At 43.4% G+C, this 6535-nt stretch carries 5 protein-coding genes, 2 tRNA genes and 1 rRNA gene; all 8 read right to left on the reverse strand.

Annotated elements, in window-relative coordinates:
- Position 1 precedes the first annotated feature (1 nt).
- The gene (gene radA, locus JOD17_RS18520; RefSeq protein WP_204699474.1) at positions 2 to 1393 is read right to left on the reverse strand and encodes a DNA repair protein RadA; all 1392 of its coding nucleotides are present in this window, start codon (positions 1391 to 1393) and stop codon (positions 2 to 4) included.
- 85 nt (positions 1394 to 1478) lie between these two features.
- Positions 1479 to 3938 (reverse strand): ATP-dependent protease ATP-binding subunit ClpC, encoded by a 2460-nt coding sequence (gene clpC / locus JOD17_RS18525; protein WP_204699475.1) that lies wholly within the window; start codon positions 3936 to 3938, stop codon positions 1479 to 1481.
- A gap of 2 nt (positions 3939 to 3940) precedes the next feature.
- The gene (locus tag JOD17_RS18530) at positions 3941 to 5023 is read right to left on the reverse strand and encodes a protein-arginine kinase McsB (RefSeq protein WP_204699479.1); all 1083 of its coding nucleotides are present in this window, start codon (positions 5021 to 5023) and stop codon (positions 3941 to 3943) included.
- Positions 5023 to 5565 carry a protein-arginine kinase activator protein McsA gene (locus tag JOD17_RS18535; RefSeq protein ID WP_042360763.1) on the reverse strand — a complete coding sequence of 181 codons (543 nt, stop codon included), beginning with the start codon at positions 5563 to 5565 and terminating at the stop codon, positions 5023 to 5025. The genes JOD17_RS18530 and JOD17_RS18535 overlap by 1 nt, the downstream gene beginning before the upstream one ends.
- 17 nt (positions 5566 to 5582) lie before the next feature.
- Entirely contained in the window at positions 5583 to 6053 is a 471-nt protein-coding gene (locus tag JOD17_RS18540; RefSeq protein ID WP_204699476.1) for a CtsR family transcriptional regulator, read from the reverse strand.
- Between the two features lie 137 nt (positions 6054 to 6190).
- Positions 6191 to 6266: transfer RNA gene (locus JOD17_RS18545), tRNA-Ala, on the reverse strand.
- Between the two features lie 19 nt (positions 6267 to 6285).
- Positions 6286 to 6362, reverse strand: a tRNA-Ile gene (locus tag JOD17_RS18550).
- A 120-nt stretch (positions 6363 to 6482) separates the two neighbouring features.
- Positions 6483 to 6535: ribosomal RNA gene (locus JOD17_RS18555) — 16S ribosomal RNA — on the reverse strand; the annotation flags it as partial.

A 6535-nucleotide genomic window follows, 5' to 3' on the forward strand; every position in this document is an offset into this window, starting at 1 on the left:
GCTATCTTCTTTTTGCTCGCTCGCCTAACATGACGGCAAGTGCTTCATCTAAAGAATGTACTCCGATCACTTCAACCCCTTTCGGAACGGTCCAATCACCGAGGTTTTTAGCCGGTACAATACAACGTTTGAACCCAAGCTTTGCACACTCCTTCACACGCTCTTGAATTCTTGATACCCGTCTAATCTCTCCGGTCAAACCTACCTCACCGATGGCGACATCTGTAGGCTTTGTAATTTCATTTCGAAAGCTCGAAGCAATACTAATCGCAATCCCCAGGTCAACGGCAGGCTCATCAAGCTTCACGCCACCCGCAACATTGATATATGCATCTTGATTTTGTAATAACATCCCCACTCGTTTTTCCAGCACAGCCATCAAGAGCGATACCCGGTTATGGTCGACGCCTGTTGCCGTTCTTTTCGGGTTGGCATAACTTGAAGGGGCAACTAACGCTTGTAATTCTACAAGTACTGGTCTTGTCCCTTCTAAGGAAGCAACAACGATTGCTCCTGCTACACCGTTGGTCCTCTCCTCCAAGAATATCTCAGATGGATTTAACACTTGGCGGAGCCCTTGCTCTTTCATCTCAAAAATCCCAATTTCATTCGTCGATCCGAAGCGGTTTTTTACCGCTCTTAAAATCCGATACGTATGATGACGCTCGCCTTCAAAATATAGAACTGCATCAACCATATGTTCAAGCATTTTAGGGCCTGCTATCGCTCCTTGCTTCGTCACATGACCAACGACAAAAACAGCAATCCCTTTTGATTTTGCCATCTTCATAAACATCCCCGTTGATTCTCGTACTTGAGCTACACTTCCAGGAGCTGACGTAATGTCAGGTGTTTGCATCGTTTGTATTGAGTCAATCACAACAACTTCAGGACTCACTTGATCAACAGCTAACTCGATCGCCTGAGTATCGGTTTCAGTATAGACGTACAACTGATCTGATTGGGCATGAAGACGCTCAGCGCGCATCTTGGTTTGTTTAACGGACTCTTCACCCGATATGTAAAGAATCTTTCGCTTGTTCTCAGCAAGGATTGCCGACAGTTGCAAAAGTAGCGTTGATTTCCCAATTCCTGGGTCACCACCGACGAGTACAAGTGAACCTGGAACAATGCCACCTCCGAGTACACGGTCTAATTCTGACAAGTTCGTTGACATTCTCGGTTCATCTTCTCGCGTTACTTTTGTAATGACTTCTGGCTTCGACTTTGTGCCAGACAATCCCGCCATCGTAGCGGTTGATCTTGATTTTTTAGGAGTCTCTAATTCTTCAACTAACGTATTCCAGTTCTGACAGCCCGGGCATCTGCCCATCCATTTCATGGACTCGTAGCCACACTCTTGGCAGACGAACTTTGTTTTTGTTTTTGCCATAATTCCCTCCCTTTATTTGTCGTGTTTTATCAAATAACGTTACATGTACAGAAAGAGCCGGGAAGTGTCCCGGCTCTTCTCGCAATTACGTGGTTGCCGTTTCTTTAAGCTCGACGACAAACTCACCATCTTTATAGTCGATGACCGCTGTTTCACCTTTTTTAATGCGTCCTCTCAGAAGTTCTTCGGAGAGTCGGTCTTCCACTTGTTTTTGCAATGCACGACGAAGTGGTCTAGCCCCGTATTCCGGATCAAATCCTTCATCTGCAATCTTTTCTTTCGCTACTTCAGTTAATGAGAAGTTAATTTCTTGTTCGGCAAGACGCTTTTGTAATTCGTCTGCCATGAGACCAACAATTTCTTTAATGTGTTTCTTCTCAAGACTATGGAAAACAATTGTCTCATCAATACGGTTCAAGAACTCTGGGCGGAACGTTTTCTTAAGCTCTCCCATAACCTTGCCTTTCATATCCCCGTATTTCGCATCTTCCGATTGTGTCGTAAACCCGACATATTTGTTTTCTTTTAATGCACTAGCACCAACGTTTGAGGTCATAATGACCGCTGTATTTCTAAAGTCGACTTTACGCCCTTTAGAATCCGTTAAGTGACCGTCTTCAAGTACTTGTAGCAAAATGTTAAACACATCCGGGTGTGCTTTCTCAATCTCATCGAGCAAAATGACTGAGTAAGGCTTTTGACGAACCTTCTCTGTTAATTGCCCGCCTTCATCATACCCTACGTAACCTGGAGGAGAACCAACGAGACGACTTGTCGAGTACTTCTCCATGTACTCAGACATATCTACACGAAGAACTGCATCTTCGTCTCCAAATAATGTCTCAGCTACTGCTCGAGCAAGTTCAGTTTTACCAACACCTGTAGGCCCTAGGAAAATAAATGAACCAATTGGTCGCTTTGGATCTTTAAGCCCTGCGCGTGCACGGCGAACTGCTTTCGAAATAGCTACAACGGCTTCATCTTGACCAACGACACGATTGTGAAGAATATCTTCCATTCGAAGTAATCGTTCAGTCTCTTCTTCAGCCAGCTTAGCAACAGGAATTCCCGTCCAGCTCGCTACCACCTCAGCAATATCATTCATTGTTACTTCGGTGTTCTCTTGACCTTGTTGCTCTTTCCACTCATCTTTTAGTTGATCGAGCTCTTCACGCAAACGTTGCTCACTATCACGTAATGAAGCTGCTTTTTCAAATTCTTGACTTTGAACAGCTGCGTCTTTTTCCTTACGTGTTTCATCGAGTTTTTGTTCCATATCTTTCAGATTAGGTGGTGCTGTATAGGAACGTAGTCGAACCTTTGAAGCTGCTTCATCGATCAAATCAATCGCCTTATCTGGTAAGAAGCGATCAGAGATGTAACGGTCACTCATCTTAACCGCTTCTGAAATGGCTTCATCAGTAATTGTCACACGGTGATGCGCCTCATAGCGATCTCGTAATCCAAAGAGAATTTGCTCAGACTCATCAAGTGTCGGCTCATTTACATGAATCGGTTGGAAGCGACGTTCAAGTGCTGCATCTTTCTCAATGTAACGACGATACTCATCTAATGTCGTCGCACCAATGCATTGCAGTTCACCTCGGGCAAGGGATGGCTTCAAAATATTCGAGGCATCAATCGCACCTTCTGCGCCACCTGCACCAATTAGTGTATGCAACTCATCAATGAAGAGAATGACGTTTGCAGCTTGACGGATCTCTTCCATAACCTTCTTCAAGCGATCTTCAAATTCACCCCGGTATTTCGTTCCGGCTACAACAGTACCCATATCAAGCGTCATCACACGCTTGCCACGAAGCGTCTCAGGAACTTCATTTGCTACGATGGCTTGCGCAAGCCCTTCTGCTACTGCTGTCTTACCGACCCCAGGCTCACCAATTAACACTGGGTTGTTTTTCGTTCTTCTTGATAACACTTGAATTACACGTTGGATCTCAGTTCCGCGTCCAATGACAGGATCCAAGTTTTCCTCTTTAGCAACGTTTGTTAAATCTCTTGCGAGACTATCCAATGTTGGTGTGTTGACGTTTCCACCAGCTACACCTCCGCCTTGTTGTGTACCGCTGCTAGAGGACTCGTTACTACCTAGAAGTTGTAACACTTGCTGGCGTGCTTTATTCAGACTCACCCCAAGATTATTTAGCACGCGAGCGGCTACTCCTTCACCTTCACGAATGAGACCAAGCAAAATATGCTCTGTACCTACGTAAGAGTGGCCAAGTTTTCTGGCTTCATCCATAGACAGTTCAATGACTTTTTTAGCACGTGGTGTGTAGTGAGGCGTTTCTTGTACTGTGGATTGAGAGCTTTCCGAACCGATTAGGTTCTCCACCTCCACTTGTACTTTCTCTGCACCTAAATTGAGTGCTTGCAAGGCTTTAGCAGCAATCCCATCTCCTTCACGAAGAAGCCCAAGAAGGATATGCTCCGTTCCTATATTCGTATGACCAAGTCGCACGGCCTCTTCCTGTGCAAGTGCGAGCACTTTTTGAGCGCGCTCTGTAAATCGGCCAAACATCATGGTCACTCACCTCCGTCTAATATGTTTTCTAGCCTTAATCTTTCGCGAATCAACGACGCACGTCGTTCATCACGTTGTTCTGTCGTTAGTGCTTTCTTCGCGTACTGCTGAAGAAACGCTGGTTGAATAAGAATCATGAGTTCATTGAGAATCTTCGCGTCGATGCCTTCAATTAAGTCAAGATCAATGCCAAGTCTTACATTCGATAAATGCGATGCCGCTTCTACTGATTCTATGATACGACTGTTCGCAAGGATACCGAAAGATCGATAAACTTGATCAATCATTTGTAATCTCTTGGACTCAAGCAGTTTTTCTCGTGCAATTCGTTCTCGCTCAATCAACTGCAAAACGACACTCCGCAAATCATCAATGATATCTGCTTCCGTCTTTCCAAGTGTCATCTGATTGGAAATTTGAAACAGATTCCCTTTAGTTTCGCTACCTTCACCGTATATTCCTCTAACTACAAGACCAATTTGATTAACTGCAGGAATAATCCTTGATAATTGTTTTGTAGTTACGAGTCCCGGAAGGTGCATCATTACTGATGCGCGAAGCCCTGTTCCTACATTTGTAGGACAACTCGTTAAATAACCGCGCTTTTCATCATATGCATAATCAACGTTTGCCTCAACCCAATCATCCAAAGCATTTGCAGCTTCAAATGCTTCACTAAGTTGCAACCCTGGATATAAACATTGAATGCGTAAATGATCTTCTTCGTTCACCATAATACTTATGGATTCATCATCACTGAGTACGACCGCCGCTTCTTCGGAACCTTCCGCAAGCTGAGGACTCGTTAAATGTTTTTCAACGAGGACTTGTCGCTCAATGTCTGACATGTTCTTTACTGCAAACCAAGATAAGTTTCCGATTCCATCAAGCGTCGTTTCAGATAGGTTCTCGTGTAAATAGCTGTACACCGACTTTGCATCTTCATTAGATGCTTTAAATGGAAACGAGTAATTAGAAAGGTTCCTTGCTAAACGTACACGACTACTTAAAACGATTTCATCATTTGGACCCGGCTGATTCATCCAAGGGCTAATCGCTTCAGAAATAAATTGTTCAAGCGACATCATTCATTGCCCCCTTCATCGTTTTGTTCACGTTGTAGAGCACGAATTTCATCTCGGATGATCGCAGCTTCCTCAAACTCTTCGTTTTGAATATAGAACTGCATCTTTTCCTTTAACTTTGTAACCTTACGTTTGTGCTCAAGCTTTCCCCCTATACGCTTTGGAATTTTGCCTCTATGAACATGATTGCCACCATGGACACGTTTTAGTATGGGATCGAGCTTTTCTTCAAAAGCTTGATAACAATGTGAACATCCAAATCGACTATTTTGTACAAATGCTGAATAACTCAACTTACATTTCGGACAGCTTAATTCTGCCTTTGGCTTTTTAAAATGGATTTGGCCTAACGGAGGATTAGAAGAATCTAAATTCAACATTCCAGACAATAAATCATGAATGGAATAATTGTTGTTCCCAGGTAATGCTTCACCTTGCTCTTTAGCACAATGTTCGCAGAGATGCTTCTCTGTTTTTTTGCCATTTACGATCTTCGTAAAACGAAGCGTTGCTTTTCGCTCATTGCAATGTTGACAAAGCATTTGCACACCCCCTCTACCTACACCTTATACTTCAAACTACTTAACATCGCTTTTAAAATGTTTGCACGCAATACATCTCGATGTGCCGCTTGGTTTAATGCAAGTACTTGACGATCAATCGTTGCTTTCATTAGTAGAAACTCACGTTTCGTAATAACTTTCTCCTCTAGTAGACGGCTAATAACACTCATAGCCCCAACTTGGTCTACTTGATTGCCAATCAATTTAAGAAGATGATCGATTAATTCAAGATCATCTGAATGGGACACTTTCTGAATGCGAATGTATCCGCCCCCACCTCTTTTACTTTCCACAATATAACCTTTTTCAATCGTAAATCTCGTACGAATGACATAATTTATTTGTGAAGGGACACATTCAAAGTGTTTCGCAAGCTCACTTCTCTTTATTTCTATTCGGTTACGTTCCTCGTCTGTAAGAATTGATTTAAGATATTGTTCAATAACATCTGAAATGTTATTGCTCATCATCCACACCCCTTGACCTTGACTATCTTTGACTATAATATAATACATTTATCTCTAACATGCAAGTTAAGAAGGCTTGTATTATTTTTACAAACAAAAAAAAGACAAGCATAGGCTTGTCTTGAATCGTTTATGTATGGTGGAGCCTAGCGGGATCGAACCGCTGACCTCCTGCGTGCAAAGCAGGCGCTCTCCCAGCTGAGCTAAGGCCCCAAGTGCTATGATTTGAAGATGGTGGGCCTGAGTGGACTCGAACCACCGACCTCACGCTTATCAGGCGTGCGCTCTAACCAGCTGAGCTACAGGCCCATCTTGCAAATTACAACGGTTGTCCGCTGAAAACTGAATGAAAATCAAGCGTTTTCCTGCCCTCTCATAACGAGAGGACGTATCTTATCTTTCCCACTCAGGGAAAGTAAGTCTCCATAGAAAGGAGGTGATCCATCCCCACCTTCCGGTAGGGATACCTTGTTACGACTTCA

Source organism: Geomicrobium sediminis, from assembly GCF_016908595.1.
GTDB lineage: Bacteria > Bacillota > Bacilli > Bacillales > Marinococcaceae > Geomicrobium_A > Geomicrobium_A sediminis.

Coding starts and splice junctions, on each gene's coding strand:
- radA (WP_204699474.1), bottom strand. CDS start 1,393: ATGGCAAAAACAAAAACAAAGTTCGTCTGCCAAGAGTGTGGCTACGAG.
- clpC (WP_204699475.1), bottom strand. CDS start 3,938: ATGATGTTTGGCCGATTTACAGAGCGCGCTCAAAAAGTGCTCGCACTT.
- JOD17_RS18530 (WP_204699479.1), bottom strand. CDS start 5,023: ATGTCGCTTGAACAATTTATTTCTGAAGCGATTAGCCCTTGGATGAAT.
- JOD17_RS18535 (WP_042360763.1), bottom strand. CDS start 5,565: ATGCTTTGTCAACATTGCAATGAGCGAAAAGCAACGCTTCGTTTTACG.
- JOD17_RS18540 (WP_204699476.1), bottom strand. CDS start 6,053: ATGAGCAATAACATTTCAGATGTTATTGAACAATATCTTAAATCAATT.